This window comes from Chitinophaga ginsengisoli (assembly GCF_003014595.1).
In the GTDB taxonomy this organism is placed as follows: Bacteria; Bacteroidota; Bacteroidia; order Chitinophagales; family Chitinophagaceae; genus Chitinophaga; species Chitinophaga ginsengisoli.
In genome coordinates this window covers 279,420-299,829 of record NZ_PYGK01000007.1, presented here as the reverse complement: position 1 = coordinate 299,829, position 20,410 = coordinate 279,420, and the positions used below count along the sequence as shown (strand labels likewise).

Sequence of the window (20,410 nt, the reverse complement as noted above, 5' to 3'; positions counted from 1 at the left end):
ATAATGGTTTTTAAAGACAGTCCTGCAATATATATCCAGATTGCATTGTACATGTGCGAACAGATTCTGCTGAAAAAATGGAAGTCAGAAGAAAAAATTATAAGCATCCGTGACTTAGGAGAAATGATTGAGATAAGTCCTAATACAGTACAGCGGGCATATGATTTTTTACAGCAACGAAATATCATCGTTAATAAACGGGGTGTTGGTTTCTTTATTGATCCGGCAGCAGAAGAAAATATCCTGTCCTTTCGCCGGGAGCAATTTTTGGAATATGAACTTCCTGACATGTTACGCAACATGTACTTGTTAAAAATTGATATAAAGCAGGTAGAAAAATTATACGAAAAATTTGTAAAGACTAACTTTCTAAACAAGAAATAATGAAATGGACTAAAAAAATCCTTATTGGGATACTGCTGATATTATGCTGTAGCATGGTGGTTTCTGCCTTCATGTTTAAAAAGGAATACGACAAAAATGATAAAGGAGAAATATATTTCCTTTACGGAACAGTACTCGAAAAACCATTCAGGCATCTTGTAATTACGGGAGGTAATATTTCTAATATTGTCTATGAGCCATCCACAAAGCCTTCTGTGCGCGTATTCAAGAGATGGTGGGGTTATCATGATAAAAGAATAACTACGTTTGTGCGAAATGATACGCTATATCTGAATTTTCCCGACAAGTACAAAGACGTGTATGAAAAGAATCAAATTAAATATGGGAATATGGTGCGCATTTTCTCTCCGGAATTAATATCCGTTACCGGTTTCAATACTAACTTAAAATTGTTGAAACTAAAGCAACAAGACCTAACCGTCAATATTTCAGGAAAATCAAATTTTGAAGTAGAGAGCTTGTCCTATAATTTCGATAAGATTTCAATCAAAGCTTCGGATACAACAGCGGTAGTTTTTGAAATTTCACCGATCTTAAAAAAGGGAGGAGCAGAAGATAAAAATGAAATTCCTGCTGATGTAAAAGGATGGGATGCTTTTCATATTAAAAATCTCCATGCCGAAATATCCGGCAATTCGTTTATAGATGTCGGACATGCACAGATCGATTCAATTGATTTCAAAGTTTCCGATACTTCGGCAATTGTTCTTTCAGGTGGTACGATTAAAAAACATTTTCCCGGTAACAAATAAATCAGGTTTAACTTTGACCCATGCAATCGAACCTTCAGCAACTTTATGGAAATATAGATATATACCTCTTCGACCAACTGCTTAAAGGCACATATGATAATTGTAAAAAAGTGCTCGACGCAGGCTGTGGGGGCGGCCGTAACCTGGTTTATTTCCTGAGAAACGGCTATGAGGTATATGGCATTGACCCTAATCCTGATGCGGTATCAGCAGTTAAGCAATTATCTCAAACACTGAGCCCTGCTAACCCGATAGAGAACTTTGCAATTGCTTCGGCTGAAAACCTACCTTTTGATGATAATTACTTTGACCTGGTGATCAGCAGTGCGGTATTGCACTTCGCCAACAATCCTGATCATTTTGATAATATGATCCATTCAATGTGGCGGGTGCTGAAGCCCGGAGGCTATCTATTTGCGAGACTGGCGTCGGATATCGGGATTGAAACACTGGTGCAGCACCTGGGTAATGGTCGCTATCTTCTGCCTGATGGCAGCGAACGTTTTCTGGTGAACGAACAATTACTGCTTCAGTATACAGAAAGCCTCAACGCCCGGCTCCACGAACCAATAAAAACCACCAATGTACAAAACCTGCGGTGCATGACCACCTGGTGTTTGCAGAAAGTGTAATGCTATCTCCCTCCTAAAGCGCCCTTGATGTATAAACGACTCGCCGGCCTCTAAAAAAGGACATCAGCGGAAGAAGTATAGCCTAATCGAATAATTATGAAAATAAAAAATAACACGTAAATTTATTGCTTTTTATGCCCTAATACCTCAATATTGAATACTTTTATATCTCCAATTAAGAAAGAGAACCCTATTATATGGGTCAAATTCCTGCTGATTCTCCTTGCCATTTTCTATGCATGGTCTATTGCCGGAACACTTGGTATACTGGTCGATTATGTACAATGTAAAAGTTGTCACCTTGGCCTCTACTTATTCCTGAAATTCTCTTCGCTGTTTTACATACCCTGGGCCTTCTATAAGCTGTCTAAACCAAAGAAGCTATGGGGCTGGATCTACATTTATGCGGAACAGCTGTTCTCTCTGGTTATTCACGTAGGAATGGCATACAGTTACTTCAAAGGTAAAGGGAGCATCAACGGTTTTCTGATACCATTGATGATAAGGGGATTCTTTGTGTATTGCTTATGCATAGATCCGCTAGCGGAATATTTTGGCGCCTATGTGGGGTATAGACAAATAGCCAGAACGGTAATAATTCCCTTTGCAGTGATCTATATTTTAATAATGTACCTCTTCTGACACTATTAAGAGCCCTCATTTGATACAAAGTTAATTTTCTCCATCATCATCACCGGGCCCTGCTTAAGAAGGAACCCGGTATGTTATTGCGTTCATATTAACTCCTGCACCCACAGCGGCAAAGACGACAGTCGTCCCTTTGGTGATCTGCTGATTAACAAACTCACCTTTAGACATCAAATCAAAAAGTGTAGGAAGAGTTGCCACAGAGCTGTTGCCCAGCCAGGAAATCGTCATTGGCATGATATCCGTAGGCACCACGTGTTCTCTTCCATACATATTGAACAGCTCCCTGAGGATGGCTTCGTCCATTTTCTCGTTTGCCTGGTGGATAAGCAACTTATCAATGTCCAAAATCGAAAGCGAGGCCTTTTCAATACAATCCTTAATTGTCAATGGAACAGTTTTCAAGGCATTTTCATACAATTTCCGTCCATTCATTTTTAAGAATAATGCATCCCCTCCAAAATTAGGATTGTAAGAGCACCCCATTCCCAAAACGTAAGCCAGATCATCCGCATAGGATTTTGCCACATGGGAAAGAATTCCAATAGGCACACTGCTATGCCGTGCTTCCAGTATAACAGCGCCGGCTCCATCCGCATAGATCATGCTATCCCTATCATGAGGATCGCAGACCCGGGATAAAGTTTCAGTACCGATGACCATCACTCTTTTTGCGCTTCCGGACTTTATGAAATAGTCAGCCTGAATTATCCCCTGAAGCCATCCGGCACAGCCCCATGTCAAATCATAAGCTACAGTGAGAGGATTAATAATCCCCAGATGATGCTTTACTCTTGACGCCAATGCAGGAACGAAGTCGCTACGCCTGTTTTCCGCCTTGATGTCTCCAAAATTATGGGCAACAATAATATAATCGAGCGTTTCCGGATCAATGCCAGTTGATTTTAACGCATCTTCTGCCGCCAGTCCTGCGATATCAGAAGCAACCAGATCATCTGAGACATATCGGCGTTCCCGTATGCCGGTAATTTTACAGAACTGCTGGATGATATCTTTATTCACCTTCGATAAGACCGTACCATCTTTGTCGTAGAAAACATGATTTAAGAAATGATCATTGGAGATCCTTAAAGTTGGAATATAACTCCCGCTACCGATGATGACCGTAAAGAAATTTGTATCCATAAATTATCCTTGATATTTATGAGCCTGGTTACTCACTGTCAATACTGCTAATTTACTATGGCAGTTTAAACAAATGTAATACATTAGAATCTATTCTCTTATATATCAGCCTATTTTTCTGTTCTTGCTGATCTCTAAAGCTTCTCGCCGATTGGATTTAAACAAAAGATCCTGTTTTTCTGCAATTGGAAGATGCTAACAAAAGAGGAAAAGAAATCTACAGGACTACATTTACTGACATAAACCAGATCTTAAACGGATTATTTGACAGCTCCATTGTTCGTTCTTATCGTTGGAGACATAGCCTGGCACTTTCTTCGTGGTAGCGGGTTTTATTGCAACTCTACCTGAGCTATCGGTATTGGTGTGGGCTAATTGCAATCAAGGTAGCCGGCTCTACGAATAGAGCCGGCTACCGGTCTCAATGGAAATCGCCATCAGGTCGACCGCACAATCGTCTAAGCTTTCCGGTCTATCACCTTGTCCAAATTTTCTGGATACCGGCCCCCCTTGGCTTCGATGCTATCTGCGCCCTCGGTGATGGTGTTTAGCTCCGTGGGAGAAAGCTCCAGAGCCGCCGCGCCGATATTTTCCTTCAGTCGTTCCGATTTCGTCGTACCCGGAATCGGAACAATCCATGGCTTCTGTGCCAGGATCCAGGCGAGCGCTACCTGCGCAATGGAGGCTCCCTTCTGCGTTGCAACGCGGGCGAGAATATCCACAAAGGCTTGATTAGCTTCCATGTTTTCTTTCTGAAAACGTGGAAAGTAACTCCGGCCATCCTCTTTCTCAAAGAGTGTGTCAGCATTCATTTTGCCGGTCAGAAAGCCCCTGCCGAGTGGGCTGAAGGGTACAAAACCGATCCCGAGCTCCTCAAGCACGGGAAAGACCTTTTCTTCGGGTTCACGCCACCAAAGGGAGTACTCGCTCTGCAGTACCGTCACAGGTTGCTCGGCGTGGGCTTTACGGAGGTTTACGACCCCAGCCTCTGATAGCCCGAAGTGTTTCACCTTACCCGAGGCAATGAGATCCTTCACGGTGCCAGCCACATCCTCAATGGGAACGGTCGGATCCACACGGTGCTGGTAGAGTAGATCGATCGAATCGATGCGCAGGCGCTTGAGTGATGCGTCCACCACTTTTCGGATTGTCTCAGGGCGACTGTCGAGTTCAGCGTTCGATCCATTCTTAAATCCAAATTTGGTGGCGATCACCACCTTGCCCTTGAACGGCTCCAGCGCCTCTCCCACGATGTCCTCGTTGGTGTAAGGGCCATAAACCTCTGCAGTGTCAAAGAAGGTGATACCCTGTTCTACGGCGTCGCGTAACACGCGAATGGCTTCATTCCGGTCCGGCTGGTTAGCGTAACCATGGCTTAATCCCATGCAGCCGAAACCAAGTTCGGACACTTCTAGTCCTGAGGTTCCTAATTGTCGTGTTTTCATTTTGTATGTTTTCTGCTGCAAAATTGTGGAGGAAGGGCGAGCCGTTTTGTACACAGATTACGGGGTTTCCTACCAATATTACTGAATGGGAAGGCCGATATCAAAAGGGATTGCGGAACCTGTAATTTTGTAGCGATAAAAGAAATCGCATAATCCGGAATGACAGGATGTGAACCTTAAAAATCTTCAAAAACCAAAGTGAATTACTTTATACGCCACAGACTTGGCGCGAATAGTCCATTAAACCTAAGCGCTATATGATACACGGGCCTTATTGAAACGTGTTTAATTTTAAGCAATGTGCTTTCTTTTCCAAAATCGGGGATGCTTGCACTATTCAGATCAGCCAGATAAGTAGCATTCTTATATAAGGGACGAAAATAAAAGTTCATTGTAACTGTTAATAATAATAGAGCCCAGAGGTTGATAATGCGGAATAAGAAAGGCATGCTGACTTATTTTAGATTTCATTTGTACAATAGCATCCAGATGATTACTTCCTGGCTATTATATTGCGGATTTGAAATATGTTCATCATGTGGAATTTCTTCTTCGCAAATAAAGTTTTTTCTCTCTAATAAAGAGTGACATTATGATTATTCTTGTGGACATTCTTATTTCAAAACCATTATTGTCCGATTATCCTTACCCACAAACTCCTCTTAAAAAAAACAGGAGTTAGACTCCCGGACAAATTGAATTATTAAAATGTCTACGATGCGGAAATTATTTAAGACCACATGTGCTTATGCTTGGTGCAAGATTCGGCGAGGGATATTTCACATTAAAATATTTTTCCTATTTTCGCGCAGTCAAAATGTTAGCTTAAGATCCCTGTAAATATTCAACCTATTCTATAACCCATATAACCCGCACCATGAAAAAGCACTACTTTTCAGCCATTTTATTGCTTATTGGCGTTGGCGTAAGAGCTAATACCTTTCCGGTTACCGACAACAGTCCGGGACCTAAGATTGGCCTTAACGCGAGCTATACCCCTAATGAAATGCGTATTATGCCGCAGGACGCGGAACAGCAATGGACTTTTAGTCTGGCGATAAAAGCCGTAAACGGACACAAACCTGTGCCTGAGCCTCTTGTTACCAGGCAAAAGAACGCGGTACAATTCGATCATGATCATCACTTCAAGGTGGAATACACCAATGATGAACAGAGTATCCGGCAACGTTTCATCATCCGGGAACCCGGCGAAGCCGATGGTAAACTGACAGTACAACTTCAGCCGGAGAACAGCTGGCAGGCCATGTATGGTAGCGCCAATAGCCTTACGTTCAAGAACAAGGATCAAATACTTAATTACAGCGATCTTGAAGTACAGGATGCAACAGGTAAAAAGCTTCCCGCGCATTTTACTGTGCAACAAAACCAGGTAGAGATAGCTGTAGATGCCGGGCAGGCAGCTTACCCGGTTTCCGTTCAAACTATCGTAGGCCCGTTGACGGAAAGGCACGCCAGAACCGTACTTGAACGTAATCAGGCAGGTATTCAATTTGGAACAGCAACAACAACTGCGGGCGACATAAATGGCGATGGATTTATAGATGTTCTTGTTGGTGCGCCGTACTATAGCAATGGTCAAACAGCGGAAGGCGCAGTATTTGTTTACTATGGTGCAGCCAATGGTATCGCCCCGAATGCTGTTTTTACTGTGCTTGAGCGGAATGTTGCAAACGGGCATTTTGGCGAGGTTATAGCCGGCGGCGGAGACGTTAATGGCGATGGCTATGATGACGTGGTAGTAGGAGCTCCCTATAAAGCGGGTATGCCGGGCAGTGATACGGGGTATGTATATGTCTATTATGGTTCGGCAGCGGGCATAAATCCTACGCCCTACATTATACGTTCCGCAAGGCAGGGCGACAATTTTGGTGTCAGTGTGTTCGTTGCAAAGCTCAATTATGATAAGCCTGCAGACATTGTTATCGGAGCAAATAATGGTGCCGGATATGTGACCATTTATTACGGCTCTGTCTGGGGAATAAATAACTCATTGATCATCGAAGTCACTGCAAGCGGCACCACAGGTTTTGGTACAAAAGTACTTATCAGCGGAAACCTGGATGGGATGAGTGGAAACTATCTGTTGGCGACAGCGGGAGAAGACCTCCATGTATTCAATCATACGGGCCAAGAAATAGATCCTTCCTATCACGAGATCATACACAGCCCTGTTCCTGGGATATCATTTGGTAGTTCTATAGCAGCTCAGCATGACATAGACGGCGACGGATATAATGATATAATCGTGGGAGCAAAAGACTATACAAATGGAAGCCTCAACCACGCAGGAGCAGTATATGTATTTCGCGGAGGTAATGATGCTACAGGTACTGTCCCAAACTTTTTGACGCCCTGGCGGACAATAAAGGGTGATAAGGATTCTGCGCTTTTAGGGGCACAGGTGGCATTTGCGGGAGATGTAAATAACGATGGACATGCGGACGTAATTGTTTCATCCCCTGGGTGGGAAAGTATTCCGGCACAACCGAATCTGGGAAAAGTATGGCTCTATTATGGCAAATCATCAGGATTAGATTCTCTCGCCGGAGCAACCATACAGTCCACCCAGGCAAATTCCTGGTTAGGGAGTTCAGTAGCCGGCGCAGGAGATGTAGATAACGACGGGTATGATGATATCATAGTAGGCGCACCACTATATGACAAAGGACAGGTTGATGAAGGAGTAGCACTCATCTACCTGGGTGGCGCATATAGTCTGGCCCGTATGGCCAATACTAAACCAGATGATGTCGTGGAAACAAAAACACCGGCAGTTGTGAAAACCTTCCCTAACCCCGTACTGAACAATCTGTCGGTTCAGTTTGAAGGATTGGATGTGGGGGCCGACACGTATATCCAGATATCAGATGTAATGGGTTCAGTTGTAAAAACAGTCAGGCTAGGAAAAGTGGATAGTGGAAATCAGGCTATTGATGTAAGCACACTTGCTCCAGGTACCTACTTTATGATCATTAATAATGGAAGTAAAGTGATCCGGGAAAAGATTATTAAGCAATAGCCATGTATGCTTCTACCCGGATAGCAGATCCGGGCAGTTAACTCACCCTAATGTATAACCTATAATTCTCCTCACCATGAAAAAGCACTATTTTTCAGGTTTTCTGTTTTTGACGGCGCTGACTGTACAAGCAAATACCGCCACTTACCGCAGCTTTGATCCAATAAATGGACTACACGCAACTTACACGGGAAATGAATTAAATATCACATCCGGAGATGCGGGTCAGCAACTGGCGTTTAAACTCATAATAAAAAAGGTAGGCGGATATAAACCAGTAGCCCAGCCCCTTATGTCCATGCATGAAAATATTGTGGCATTTGATCATGATCATCATTTCAAAGTGGAATACTTAAATGACGAATGGGGTATCCGGCAGAAATTTGTCATCCAGGAGGCGCCTGCTGCAGGCAAACTAACCGTTCAGTTACAGGCGGAAAAAGACTGGGATGCGCAATATAGCAGTGCGACCAGTATCACATTTCGTAATAAAGGGCAACAGCTTAACTATGGCAGTCTGAAAGTATCAGATGCAAATGGTCAAAGCCTGCCGGCACATTTTACTGTACATCAGAACAACGTAGAGATCTCTGTAGATGCCAGGCATGCAGCATACCCGCTTGCTATTTTGACAATCGGTGGTGGGTCGACACTTCTGGGTGCCAGTACCCTGATGCAATCAGACCAGGTGGGAGCCCGAATGGGCACTGCAGCTGCAGGCGCGGGGGATATAAACGGCGATGGTTATGCCGACGTGATAGTTGGAGCCCCCTATTATAGTCATGGTGAATCCCATGAAGGAGCCGTATTTGTTTACTATGGAAGTGCCCCCTATGGCATCAATCCTAACTATTACACCCTGTTGGAAAAAAATGTAGCAGAGGGCCATTTTGGAGAATATCTGGCCGGCGGAGGCGATGTAAATGGTGATGGGTACGATGACGTTGTAGTGGGCGCACCTTATAACTCAGGTACCTTTAATAACGACACAGGGAAGGTGTATGTTTATTACGGCTCATCAACGGGTTTGGGCACTACCCCGGAAATAATCCGCTCTTCAAGACAGGGAGATCATTTTGGGATCAGTGTGGCTATTGCACCGGACATTGATGGTGACGGGAATGATGATATCCTGATAGGTGCAAATAACGGTGAAGGATATGTTACAGTTGTATATGGAAGCGGCTGGGGATTGGAAAATCCATTCACCACTGAAATAGCTATCAGCGGAACAACCGGGTTTGGCACAAAAGTATCAGATGCAGGGAATATCAAGGGCGCGGGTTCACGTGCGGTGATGGTGGCCTCAAATGAAGGAGTATATATTTATTACTCGGATTTTGCAGGTGTCGAAACGACTCCTTCTCAAACAATACTGCGTCCTGTTAATGCAGGTTCTTTTGGCTGTGCAATAACCGGCGGAGGGGATGTGAACGGTGATGGATTTGATGACATCGTAATAGGTGCAAAAGACTATGCTGATGTGGAGCATAATCGCCTGCAGGCCGGAGCCTTTTATCTGTTCACCGGCAGTAATACGGGACTCGTCACTACACCTAAGCTGGTAGTTGTAGGGAGTATGGATTCGACACTTTTTGCATCACAGCTGTCATTAGCCGGAGACTTAAACAAGGATGGCTATGATGATCTTGTAGTGGGCCTGCCTAAAGGCGAACTAATAAGGAATGAAAACGACCAGCCGGATGAAGGAGGCTCGTCGATATATCTCGGACATCCCTACGGAGGACTAAACTTTTGGCCCGGAGGCGGCCAACGTAGCGCCAAGGCCAATAGTTTGATGGGAACTTCAGTTGCAGGTGCAGGAGACGTAAATGGAGACGGGTATCCTGATCTGTTGGTAGGAGCTCCGGGATACTCCAATCTACAGCTGAATGAGGGTATCTGCGCGATCTTCCTTGGACATTCATACGTACCAGCCCGTATGGCAGCTCCCGGAACAAAAAAATAGGCTGCATGTAAAAGCGTCGCTGGCCGGAATAGAAGCCTGGCTGGGATAATACATACCGGGCACTAAAAATGCAAAAACCGCTCTGCGAGCGGTTTTTGCATTTTATACCATTTAATATACAGCAATACTACCTACGGCTCACGATGAACTTACCAAAAGGGCATTAAAAGGGTACTAAAAGGATATAAAAAGGGTATCTATATATCAATTCGATATTGAAGTGACCTTTAAATAACATTTTAGTACCCATTTAGTAAGTTCTTCGTATATTCGAGATACTGAGACTGTAAACTTGTAATCTATAACCTCAAAAAACCTTTTTTATGGCCATTGTTAAAGACAATATCCTCCTGAAACTTGTACGGGGTACACTCGGCAAACAACTCACGATCTACGAACGGAATGGGCAGATTATTATGGCGACGAAACGCGGCCCTTCCAAGAAAAAGCCTACACAAAAGCAGTTAGAAGCAAGGCTCAAGATGAGCATCGCTTCGGCACGTGCACAGCGGGCATTGGCCGATCCGGAGGTAAAAGCCTACTATGCGTCGCTGGCAGGACCAGGACAAAATGCCTATAATATAGCAGTCAAGGATGCTTACCGCAGTCCTGAGATCCAAAGTATCAGATTAGAGGAAGAGGAAGTGGTGGTGACTGCTAAAAATGAGTTCCGTGTAGCAGAAGTAGAGGTAACGGTGGTAGACGCCGACGGTGTTGTTAAGGAGCGCGGGAAGGCTATTCTGGGCTGGAACGGAGTAGATTGGCATTATAAAGCAAAGACGCTGCCTGCAGGTGGTAAAGTCATCGTGGATGTGGTAAGTCTGCCACAGAGGCAAACGGTGAAGGAATTGCTGCTTACATAAAAAACGTCTTCACTATTTACGAATTGGCTCTTTCCTGGCTGGAGAGCCTTGACATATATTGTTCCCTCATTTAAAGTGGGTAGGCACAGCTGTGCCTAAAGGGCTTCAACCTGATCCCAGGTGGATCAAGTTGAAACGCTCTCTATACTAATATTTCTACCTCCTCCGGAACAACAAACAGCAACGTACAACCTGTTGTTGTTGTAACGGCATGTTTGAAGCCGGGCGGAGTATATAAATAATCCCCTTCCGATAATACAACATTTTCAAAAATAGCCTCTCCACTTAATACATACACTTCCTCCCCTGCCGGGTGGTTATGATACGGATAAGAAGCTCCTGGCTCAAATCTTAACAGAATAGTCGTTGATCGTTCCTTCTGTTGATCATAATGAAGGGATATTACCGAGATACCCGTATAATGTATCCCCTTTTCCACCAACGGTTGCCATTCCTTTTGTGCTTTTCTCACAACATAATCGTTAATATCAGTACTAATAACAGTATTTTTCATAATTGGATGTTTATTTGATTAGTAATTGGTCAATGCTGAACCTGTAATATGGAATAGTTGCCAGCAGAAATGCACTTGCGCTACATACAAATACGGAATAATCCAGCGGTTCTTTTATACCATATGACAAGGTCATAGCAACTGCAAATAAGAGCGTTAATACAGCGGCGCCCAATGCGGCATAATTTGTTTTAAAGCCAATGAGCAGCATGATACCCAACGTGAGTTCCAAAATGGTACTTGTAATTGCAAGTAGTGGTATCAGGCTGTGAGGTACAAAAGCGTTCACCTGTGCTGTATATTCTAAAAACTTATTCCAGCCAGAGGAATACCTGCCCCACAAACCGAGCCTGCTTGTAACCGCCGACAAAAAGCCAACCGATAATGCACATCGTAACAATAAGGATGCAATGTCTTGTAGTTTGTTCATGATGAATAATTTAACACTACAAAGATGGCACCCGGAGGAGGACTAAAGAATAGAGAATCCTGAGAAAAGCATGTAATATTTATATAGGGTACTGGCTGGGAGATGTACCCGTCTGTTTTTTAAAAAAGTTCGAGAAATAAAACGGGTCATTGAAGCCAAGTTTATAGGCGACCTCCTTTACTGACAGGTCTTCATATATCAGGAGTCTTTTGGCTTCAGAAGTGATCAGGCCATAAATAACATTCTGGGCCGTCTTACCGGCATGGATTTTTGAAAGCTCATTCAGTTTCATTTCAGTAGTGCCGAGCATTTGCGCAAATTTCGAAACAGGGTAATTATGTTCGAAATTATCTCTTACGGCTTCCAGGAATTTCAGGAACAAGGCATTAGGTTTCCAGATTTCGTCACCCCGGTCAACCTTCGCCCTGTTGATAGATACCAGTATTAATTTAATACGCGCATGAACTGAAATAAGATATTGATAGGGTTGTTCACTTAACTCCGCTTGTATAAGACGGAGTTCTTGCCCGACAACATTACTGTCGACCGTAATGACCTCATTCATAGCGAAATGACAGAATAGTCCATTATGGAAAATGAGTTCAATGTCATTATCGTCTTTCCCAAAATAATCTAACGTAAACTCAAGTATGAAGCCTTCTGCTGACGAGGCCTCTTTAAACCTGTGAATCTGTCCGGAGGTTACCGTAATAATCTGACCGCTATGTAATGAAAAATCCTTTTCATCAACTGTCATGCTTACGCTCCCAGTCTTACAATACACGAGCAAATACTTCATGACGCGTCTTGGATTTTGCAGATCGGGAATACTGTCGAAATCCTTTATATCAACCATCAGGAATTGTTTATAGTTAGCGTTAGCGTGCCGATAGTGGCCTGTCACAGGGGCACGACCAGCTTCGCTCAAATATAATATAATATTATCGGTTTGGAATGCCAGTAGAAGTTTCTTGATATTGAAGAAAAAAATGTATTTTGTTTCAGGTGTAACATTGACCTAATATATTCTATAATGACGGTAAAAAACTGCCTGCTTTTCGGGGGACTCATACTGTTCCACTGTATCATTGCTAAAACGTCCTTAGCGCAGCAACCCAAACTACCTACCCAATGGACTAAGGATGCAATGGCATCTGCAGCTCCTTTTCCGGAATATCCCCGTCCACAGTTGGAACGCAAGGAATGGATGAATCTAAATGGAAAATGGGATTATATCGGCGGTAAACATGTTGCCAGTGCTTTAGCTCCCCTCAAGCCGGTGAGTTTTACTGATAAAACTGAAAAGATACTGGTTCCTTATTGTCCGGAGTCAGTCCTTTCAGGCATCGAGCGTAACCAGGAGATAAATATGTGGTACCGCCGGACATTTGACATTCCTACTGCATGGAATGGCAAACAGATCATTATAAATTTCGACGCAGTTGATCATGATGCAACCTTATTCGTCAATGGCGAAAAAGCCGGATCACATTCCGGTGGCTATAGTTCCTTTCACATAAATATCACAAAATTTTTAAAAGCAGGCACCAATACAATCGTCGTTGCGGCACATGATGCCAATGATGGCAGGCCCCCCTCCGGTAAGAATGGTCCACGGGGAGACTATACTTTTACTTCAGGTATCTGGCAAAGTGTATGGCTGGAGCCGGTAAATGAACATTATATTAAGAACATCCGGCTATTGCCTGATCTGGCAAACGACAGACTTGAAGTATTTGTAGATGCTGATGCGGCGCAGGTGCGGGCTGCTGCATTTGATGAGAAAGAAAAGGTGTCTGAGGTCTCAGGGCGGTCAGGAACCAAATTATACATTCCAATAAAAGACCCCAGGTTATGGTCGCCAGATAATCCATTCCTGTATGATCTCAACATCACCCTGATGGATAACAAGGGCAATGTCACTGATGAGATCAAGAGCTATTTTGGTATGCGTGATATTAAACTTGGTAATGTGAATGGGGTGATAAGACCGCTGTTAAATAATAAGTTTGTGATGCAGGTGGGATTACTCGATCAGGGATATTGGCCTGACGGCATTCTCACGGCACCTACGGAGGAAGCCTTAAAATACGACATAGCATTTACGAAAAAAGCGGGGTTCAATTTAATCAGAAAACACATGAAGACTGAGCCCAAACGCTTTTATTATTGGGCGGATAAACTTGGTCTGCTGGTATGGCAGGATATGCCGGCTATCTGGTATCAGCATGAAGACACTGCAAAGGTAAGAAGCGCTTTCCGGACCGAATTACATGCCCTGATAGATGATCTTTATAATTCCCCTTCTATCATTACCTGGGTGCCCTTCAATGAGAACTGGGGCGCTTTTGATGTAAAAGAGATCACTGACTGGGTGAAACAGCTCGATCCGTCAAGGCTGGTAAACGGTAATTCAGGATTTAATAATAATCCTGGTTATCAAAAGGCAGCGGGAGATCCCGGGAATGGGGATTTTGTAGATACGCACATCTATATCGGACCGAATGATGCATCAAAACCCGACGGAAAACGCGCTGCATCACTTGGCGAGTTCGGCGGCGTCGGCTTGTTTGTACGGGGACATATGTGGCCTGTAGAGAATAACGCCTATGCGTATGAGGCTACCAGAGACAGACTAACCGACAGGTATATACTTCTCCTGGATCAGGTTGAACAGTTGATGCGATATCAGGGCTTAAGTATTGCAGTATACACGCAGACGACTGATGTAGAGCATGAAGTGAATGGTATACTGACCTATGACAGGGCAGTAGAGAAAATGGATATAAAAAGGGTGAAAGCAGTGAATGAGGCAGTGATAAATGCAGGGAATGAGTTAAATCGGAAATGATTGACAAATGATTTTCATTATTATAACATTGGCCGCTATCCGACTGATGATGGTTGATGCAGAAATAATTCTTTGGTCAAATTAATGTCCGTTGTGTTGTCGGCTTTAATTTCTACAAAGTATTTTCTTTGCCAGCTTTGAGTTTTCTCTGCTTGTTTGTTCGTCACAGTGTCCCAGGTTGGATACACTCTGATACCACGTTTTCCGTCCTTCCCATTTTGTGTAATAATTCCTTTGTCTGCCAAAACAGATTTCGGAAAAATAAACTGTCCGACGCTGTCGCCTCTTATTGCTGTTATTGCGATAAAATCAATGTCGTCCAAAGTGTCAAACGGTTCAGTTACGCCATTTTTATTTCGCTTCCAGATAGTTACAAACTGTCCTGTTTTTGTCGGTGTAATTTTAGACGCCCGATACTCAATTTTCTTTCGGTCAAGATAAAATGAACAAGCACTATATTCTACACTTTCAGCATTCAGATTTAGGTCTGTCAGCCTGAAGCCGCATTTGTCATAAAGCAGTTCTTTCACAACTTTCAGGTCGGAATAAAGTACGTTTTCATTTGTCATAGTCTATGTCTCTTCTTTTTTGTTGAGTTTCGCGCCAGGGTGACGTCAACACCTAAATATATGCCGTTTCCCCAAAGCTGATGAAAAAAAAACTTATATGCAACATTCTACAACGTTAATTGTAACATTCAAGAGGCTCGTTCAAAAGAAATATAGATAGTTTTACAACATACGAAATTTGTATGCAAAAATAAATTCCATGAAAAGATCTCTTTTAATGCTGTCGCTATTTATCATCACACTCAATTCCTTTGGGCAGGTAGTTGTTGATTCTTCTCTATTGCTTTCGCAAAAAGACATGCAATGGTGGGAAGATTCCAAGTTTGGATTGTTCATTCATTTTGGATTGTATGCTGTTTTAGGCGAGGGCGAATGGGCGATGTTCAATAAACGGATGGACACATCTGAATACGGAAAACTAAAAGACTCATTCGCTGTTGCAAAATTCTCCGGGAAAAATTGGGTAGATGTTGCAAAGCAGGCTGGATGTAAGTACATGGTGGTAACTTCAAGACATCATGATGGCTTTAGTTTGTTTAATACCAGTGTTGGCGATTACAATTCAATGAACAGTCCTGCAAAAAAGGATCTGATCAAAGAATATATTGATGCAGCTCATGATGCCGGAATGAAAGCCGGCATTTACTATTCTCCACTGGACTGGCGGTATCCGGGTTTCTTTTTTCCTGACTTATACTATTCCAATGCCCTTGAAATGAAAAAGCAAACCTACACACAGGTGCATGAGCTGTTAAGCAATTACGGCAAGATTGATATTTTATGGTATGACGGAGGAGAAGATAACTGGCTTGGTTTTGCAGGTCTGATGTGGGATGGAGGCAAAGGTTGGTACACACGTGGTTTTGAAAAACCTTATACCGGAAAATTCAGCTGGCAGCCTATTAAGCTCAATTCAATGGTAAGAGCACTGCAACCAAAGATTGTGATCAATCCCCGCAGCGGATGGATGGGCGACTTTAATACACAGGAAGTAACATTGAGAGGAAGAGAAAGCAGGCCCTGGGAATTGTGTACCAACCTCAGTCAAACGGCGTGGGGGTGGACGCCTCATGCAGCAGATCGTATGATGTCCCTTGATAGTTGCATCCGTTTATTAGTGTCTGTTGTATGCCAGGGTGGGAATTTATTATTGAACGTCGGGCCAAAAGCAGATGGAGAAATTGAGCCTGCACAGGTGCAACGATTGAAAGAGATTGGTAATTTCCTTTCAATATATGGAGAAAGTATTTACAGCACAAAGGGAGGAGTCTGGGATGAAAAATGGGGTGGAACAACTTTCACAGAAAAAGCGGTTTACGTTCATATCTTGAACGTTCCTCCAGAAGGAAAAATCATGCTGCCATCTGTTTCAAAAAAAATTACTGCTGCAAAATATCTGGGAACAAATGTAAAGGTTAGCTTCACACAAAGTGAGGGTGCAATTGTATTAAATGGGATTACTAATAAAGAACACAAAACAGATATGATTGTGAAGCTAAATTTGAAATAGCCTGGCTCCATTGGGGCCGGCGACAGTTGTCACCGGCCCGTCCTGAAGAGGCTTCATAGTTTAACCCTTTAAACACTAAATTTTCATCTAAGGTGTGATCAGCAAGTTATCAGTACGGAAAGGGACAACAGGTAATCCTTCCGAAGAAAAAATATTACCGATAGCAGTATTGGAGAAGCCGTATCTCACCGATTCAGGCTTCTCTACTTTTTTACTCCAAACGATCAGTGCATCTTTTTCCACCTTCGCAGATGCTTCATAGAAAACATTGTCTGCTCCCGCTATATACAAGGCGGCAGGCGCTTTACCATTGATCCTGAGAGAAGTGGGGACGTTGGAAAAACGGAGCACTGCTTTGTTTTTGCTGATGCTCATTTCTTTGAATACCGGACTTTTCCAGGCAAATCCGGTTTTACCATAATTCTCTCCAAGTGCCCAACTAGCAAGCCTGTTGCCCACTGTTCTCTTATCCTGGGGATGAATATCTTTCACATTTTCTGTAACATCGGCTATTACCACCATACCAGTTCCCGCAAGGGCACTGCTGCGTGCCTGTGCCTCGCGAAGCAATGCAGCCTGATATTCCTTTTCGTAGGAGAACGGTGCTATCTGGACATAGTAAAAAGGCAGCGGTTTATGCCATGCATCACGCCATGCCTGTATCATGCCGGTGAACAATGGTGTATAGGTATCCGCAGTGTTCACGTTGGCTTCTCCCTGGTACCAGATAACCCCTTTTATGTTGAAATTGATAAGAGGAGCTATCATAGCGTTATAAGCATAACCTGGTTTATACGGCCACCAGGCAGACGGTGCTAACTTAGCGGCAGCTGCACTAAGCCGGGGTTCGCCAGCCACAAGCCGTTCCGGCGCCCATACTTCTGCCGGTGTTCCTCCCCAGCTGGCATTGATCAGTCCAACCGGTACTCCCAACGATTGCTGCAGTTTCGCTCCGAAAAAATATCCCACCGCACTGAAAGGCTTCAGGCTGTTACTGTCGCATACTTCCCAGCTTCCCAGACAGTTGTCCTGGGGATATCCTGCCGTAGTTTTGGGTATGTTAAAGAACCGGATGTTATTGTTACTACAAACAGGCAGCTCGGCTGCTATCTGCCGGATGCCGTTGTAGTAGCAGTATTCCATGTTAGATTGCCCCGAACACAGCCATACCTCGCCGATCAGGATGTTTTTCAGTACAATCTCATTGGATCCTTTCAGTCTTATTTCATAAGGTCCTCCTGCTGCTGGTGTATGTACTTTCAAAGTCCACTTTGCATCGCCGCTGGTGGTGACCGTCATTGTTTTGTTATCCCAGCCCGTAAATACCGTGACTTTCTCCGAAGGATTTGCCCATCCCCAGATACTTACACTGTCGTTTTGCTGTAACACCATGTTGTTTCCTACCAGTGCCGGCAACCTGATGGCTGCATGAAGTACCGTGGGCAATAGCAGTGTAATGCCATAAAGGAATAGTTTTTTCATAATCGTGCTTAATACTTTAGTAATTAAATATAACATCCATACCCAACAAATGAAAGTACGGTGACTGCCGTCTGCGAAATATTCACTTCCGGAGTTAACCCGTTAAAATTACTCAAGCACCATTACAAATCCGCTATTTGCATTCAAGGTAAGATCGAATTTCTTTTGTACTGTTGCGTTCAGGACTGCTTTTGAAAACAGTTCACCTTTTGTACCATCAGTAAACAGGGTTGCCTTGCTTTTCTTAAATGAGGTAAGGTCAAGATTCACTTTCTTTTCACTTTTATCTCCATTAATACCGGTAAGATACCAGCGTTTGCCACTTCGCCTGGCTATGACAGCATATTTCCCGGGGTATCCTTCCAAAAATTTCACATCATCCCAGTTGTCAGGAAGCTTACTTAAAAACGCTTTCACGTCAACGGGTACCTGCTCCATTCCTTCCGGCGATTGTGCATAATGCTGTATGCCCGATAAGAATAAAACCGAAAGAGCCAGTTCGAATGCGGGAGTAGTTCTTCTGATACAATTAGATGACGTAAGCCCGGTGAGATTCATGGGTGTAAAATCCATCGGGTCGAATGCGTTTCTGGTGAACGGCAGCATAGCGCAATGGTTGGCTTGCTTATCGGCTGCATGCTGATCAAATGTTACCATCTCCATTCCATAAATTGCTTCGGCTGTCATAAGATGAGGATAGGTTTTTTGCCAGCCTCTTGGCAATGTAGCGCCGTGAAAGTTAACGAGCAGCTTATATTTTGCAGCGTCATTCAAAATGTCAATGTAGTACTGAATCATGCTCTGTCCATCTCCTCCGAAGAAATCAATCTTTACGCCTTTAATGCCCATTGCCTGCAAACGACTAAATTCTTTTTCCCGTCCTTCCTTCGTCAGCAGTTTATCTTTAGGATGATATTTGATCGTGTTCCAGTCTCCTGCAGAATTGTACCATAATAACAATCCAACATTTTTTTGTTTTGCATACGCTGAGAGTTCAGCTACCTTATCATATCCGATCTTAGTATCCCAGTCTGCATCTATCAGGCAATATTGCCAGTGCATATCACAAGCATAGTCAATATATTTTTTCTGTTCATTGAAAGTGATGTTATCGTCTTTGCTATTGATCCAACTCCAACTAGCCTTTCCGGGTTTCGTAAAAGATGTATCCTGTAATACTGCTGCCGGCGCCAAATCGGTGCCCAATGTTGATTCAGCAATTGTTTTCAGACTTCCAATTGCAATAATACGCCAGGGTGTAAGCCACGGCTTATTATTCTCCGGCAAATAGCCCCCACCTGTAAATACCTCTCTTGGATCGGCAAAACCGATTGAATAGACAGACGAGGCAGAATCATTGATCAATCTTGTGCCACAATAAGTACCGTCAAGTGCCGCTTCAGTGATTAATACCCATGTTTCATTTGTTTTAAACAAAGCGGGGTATACCCACCCGGACTTTAACGGCGATACCGTGCCAACAGCAATGTCCTGCAAATAATGTTCTTCATAAGATGGATGACAGTGCTCGAAACCTGTCTTTGCTTCACTCATGGGTTGCAGCCAGGCCCTTGTTTCTTTGTCAAATGCAAATGAGGACTGCTCTTTAACTATTGTTTCATTATTTTTTATCCAGGGAAACCGGTACCGGAAAGCAACCCCGTCATTGGATAACCGGAAAATGATATCCATTTCTTGCTTTTCTTCATTAGCAAAAGACATCACCAATTGATTCGCCTGGTAAAGAATGCTGCTTTTTTTTGCATTCTTCGTTTGATAGCCCTCTGTTATACGTTCCGGCTTTGATGTCGTGACCAGTTTCATCCCTCGTGTAAAATCATGCCCCTTCATCGTCACACCTAAAGCTGAAGGGTGGATGATGTTAACACCGGATCTTTGTATACTGTATTGAACTTCACCTGAAGCTGACAAGGATACATGTAGTACAATGGACTTGTCGGGGCTTTGTAACTGAGCAACCTGCTGTGCCTGTGCCTGATTCATGGTTCCGTCCCCCCAGGCATTCATCCCAATAAGGAGCCAAACTAAAAGAATTGTGTTTTTAATACTCATTTTCATAACGATAACGACTTACAATTTTATCAAATCCAAAAAGAAAATATCGATCTCCAAAACGGTTCAAATAGACTATTC

The 20,410-nt window shown here is 43.4% G+C and carries 17 protein-coding genes; 9 read left to right on the top strand and 8 right to left on the bottom strand.

What is annotated here, in order from left to right; translation table 11 throughout:
• Positions 1 to 3: 3 nt before the first annotated feature.
• The 4 genes from CLV42_RS18915 (at position 4) to CLV42_RS18900 (ending at position 2,431) form a co-directional block, all read left to right on the top strand.
• Positions 4 to 384 (top strand): GntR family transcriptional regulator, encoded by a 381-nt coding sequence (locus CLV42_RS18915; RefSeq protein WP_106603487.1) that lies wholly within the window; start codon positions 4 to 6, stop codon positions 382 to 384.
• Entirely contained in the window at positions 384 to 1,157 is a 774-nt protein-coding gene (locus CLV42_RS18910; RefSeq protein WP_106603486.1) for a hypothetical protein, read from the top strand. Before CLV42_RS18915 ends, CLV42_RS18910 begins: the two co-directional genes overlap by 1 nt.
• 20 nt (positions 1,158 to 1,177) lie before the next feature.
• On the top strand, positions 1,178 to 1,789 hold the full coding sequence (locus tag CLV42_RS18905) for a class I SAM-dependent methyltransferase (RefSeq protein WP_106603485.1): 612 nt from the start codon (positions 1,178 to 1,180) through the stop codon (positions 1,787 to 1,789).
• Between the two features lie 153 nt (positions 1,790 to 1,942).
• The gene (locus CLV42_RS18900) at positions 1,943 to 2,431 is read left to right on the top strand and encodes a hypothetical protein (RefSeq protein WP_106603484.1); all 489 of its coding nucleotides are present in this window, start codon (positions 1,943 to 1,945) and stop codon (positions 2,429 to 2,431) included.
• Between the two features lie 63 nt (positions 2,432 to 2,494).
• Here CLV42_RS18900 and CLV42_RS18895 read toward each other — a convergent pair whose 3' ends face one another.
• Positions 2,495 to 3,583, bottom strand: coding sequence for a 3-oxoacyl-ACP synthase III family protein (locus CLV42_RS18895; RefSeq protein ID WP_106603483.1), 1,089 nt, complete (start codon positions 3,581 to 3,583; stop codon positions 2,495 to 2,497).
• 458 nt (positions 3,584 to 4,041) lie between these two features.
• Positions 4,042 to 5,028, bottom strand: a complete 987-nt coding sequence (locus CLV42_RS18890) for an aldo/keto reductase (protein WP_106603482.1) — start codon at positions 5,026 to 5,028, stop codon at positions 4,042 to 4,044.
• Between the two features lie 877 nt (positions 5,029 to 5,905).
• On the opposite strand from CLV42_RS18890, the gene CLV42_RS18880 reads away from it, so the two are divergent.
• From CLV42_RS18880 to CLV42_RS18870, 3 genes are all read left to right on the top strand, one after another.
• On the top strand, positions 5,906 to 8,068 hold the full coding sequence (locus CLV42_RS18880) for an FG-GAP-like repeat-containing protein (protein ID WP_106603480.1): 2,163 nt from the start codon (positions 5,906 to 5,908) through the stop codon (positions 8,066 to 8,068).
• Positions 8,069 to 8,144: 76 nt separating this feature from the next.
• Positions 8,145 to 10,037 carry an FG-GAP-like repeat-containing protein gene (locus tag CLV42_RS18875; RefSeq protein WP_106603479.1) on the top strand — a complete coding sequence of 631 codons (1,893 nt, stop codon included), beginning with the start codon at positions 8,145 to 8,147 and terminating at the stop codon, positions 10,035 to 10,037.
• Between the two features lie 323 nt (positions 10,038 to 10,360).
• Complete coding sequence (locus CLV42_RS18870) at positions 10,361 to 10,900, top strand: hypothetical protein (protein ID WP_106603478.1); 540 nt, start codon at positions 10,361 to 10,363, stop codon at positions 10,898 to 10,900.
• A 142-nt stretch (positions 10,901 to 11,042) separates the two neighbouring features.
• Here the strand turns inward: CLV42_RS18870 and CLV42_RS18865 are convergent, their stop codons facing one another.
• The 3 genes from CLV42_RS18865 to CLV42_RS18855 form a co-directional block, all read right to left on the bottom strand.
• Complete coding sequence (locus tag CLV42_RS18865; protein WP_211303487.1) at positions 11,043 to 11,414, bottom strand: dimethylsulfonioproprionate lyase family protein; 372 nt, start codon at positions 11,412 to 11,414, stop codon at positions 11,043 to 11,045.
• A gap of 10 nt (positions 11,415 to 11,424) precedes the next feature.
• Entirely contained in the window at positions 11,425 to 11,844 is a 420-nt protein-coding gene (locus CLV42_RS18860; RefSeq protein ID WP_106603477.1) for a DoxX family protein, read from the bottom strand.
• A 79-nt stretch (positions 11,845 to 11,923) separates the two neighbouring features.
• Positions 11,924 to 12,772, bottom strand: a complete 849-nt coding sequence (locus tag CLV42_RS18855; protein WP_245901690.1) for a helix-turn-helix domain-containing protein — start codon at positions 12,770 to 12,772, stop codon at positions 11,924 to 11,926.
• Between the two features lie 105 nt (positions 12,773 to 12,877).
• Between CLV42_RS18855 and CLV42_RS18850 the strand changes: the two genes are divergently transcribed.
• Positions 12,878 to 14,695: a glycoside hydrolase family 2 protein gene (locus CLV42_RS18850; protein ID WP_106603475.1), complete on the top strand. Its 1,818-nt coding sequence runs from the start codon at positions 12,878 to 12,880 to the stop codon at positions 14,693 to 14,695.
• Positions 14,696 to 14,730: 35 nt separating this feature from the next.
• On the opposite strand, the gene CLV42_RS18845 is transcribed toward CLV42_RS18850, so the two are convergent.
• A complete protein-coding gene (locus CLV42_RS18845) occupies positions 14,731 to 15,264 on the bottom strand; it encodes a MepB family protein (protein WP_106603474.1) in 534 nt (177 codons plus the stop codon).
• Positions 15,265 to 15,463: 199 nt separating this feature from the next.
• On the opposite strand from CLV42_RS18845, the gene CLV42_RS18840 reads away from it, so the two are divergent.
• A complete protein-coding gene (locus CLV42_RS18840; protein ID WP_106603473.1) occupies positions 15,464 to 16,774 on the top strand; it encodes an alpha-L-fucosidase in 1,311 nt (436 codons plus the stop codon).
• An 87-nt stretch (positions 16,775 to 16,861) separates the two neighbouring features.
• On the opposite strand, the gene CLV42_RS18835 is transcribed toward CLV42_RS18840, so the two are convergent.
• Positions 16,862 to 18,256 carry a sialate O-acetylesterase gene (locus tag CLV42_RS18835; RefSeq protein ID WP_106603472.1) on the bottom strand — a complete coding sequence of 465 codons (1,395 nt, stop codon included), beginning with the start codon at positions 18,254 to 18,256 and terminating at the stop codon, positions 16,862 to 16,864.
• 108 nt (positions 18,257 to 18,364) lie between these two features.
• Positions 18,365 to 20,329, bottom strand: a complete 1,965-nt coding sequence (locus tag CLV42_RS18830; protein WP_245901689.1) for a glycoside hydrolase family 97 protein — start codon at positions 20,327 to 20,329, stop codon at positions 18,365 to 18,367.
• Between the last annotated feature and the right edge of the window lie 81 nt (positions 20,330 to 20,410).